1 rRNA gene is annotated in these 563 nt (G+C 48.5%); it reads left to right on the top strand.

Annotated features, from left to right (window positions below):
* Positions 1–67 (top strand): 16S ribosomal RNA (locus ACEE23_RS11430); the annotation flags it as partial.
* Between the last annotated feature and the right edge of the window lie 496 nt (positions 68–563).

Here is a 563-nt window from a genome sequence, read left to right on the forward strand (position 1 = left end):
ATCGGCGATTGGGACGAAGTCGTAACAAGGTAGCCGTACCGGAAGGTGCGGCTGGATCACCTCCTTTCTAAGGAGTTTTTAGTTTTGCCCACGGTTGTGGGTGTTGGTGGTTTATGTGTCTGTGTATGGCACTGCCACTGTGTTGTAATCGGGTGGACGCACGCCCCCAGTCTGGATGGCTGGGTGCAATCATTGTTTTTTAAACACAAATGCTTACATTCCTTGTTGGTTTGTTGTGTGAGTATGTTGGTGCATTGTTGGGTGTCTGGGGCATTAGTGTTGTCCTGGTGCTAACACACAACTTGCAGTTGGCCACGGTGTGGTTAGTTGTGGTGTGTGTTGGGTGTTGTGTGAGAACTGTATAGTGGACGCGAGCATTTACCACGCGTGGACAGCTTTTGTTGTTTGTGTGTGGTGTGATGTGATTTCTTGTTTTTCTTAATTTTTGTGTGTTCACCCGCCATACAGTGATTGTTTTGGTTGTTGTGTGGTGGTGTGTGTTCGTTGTGTGAAGGGCGCATGGTGGATGCCTTGGTATTGTGTGCCGATGAAGGACGTGTCAG

It is taken from the genome of Corynebacterium sp. 32222D000AT (assembly GCF_053546955.1).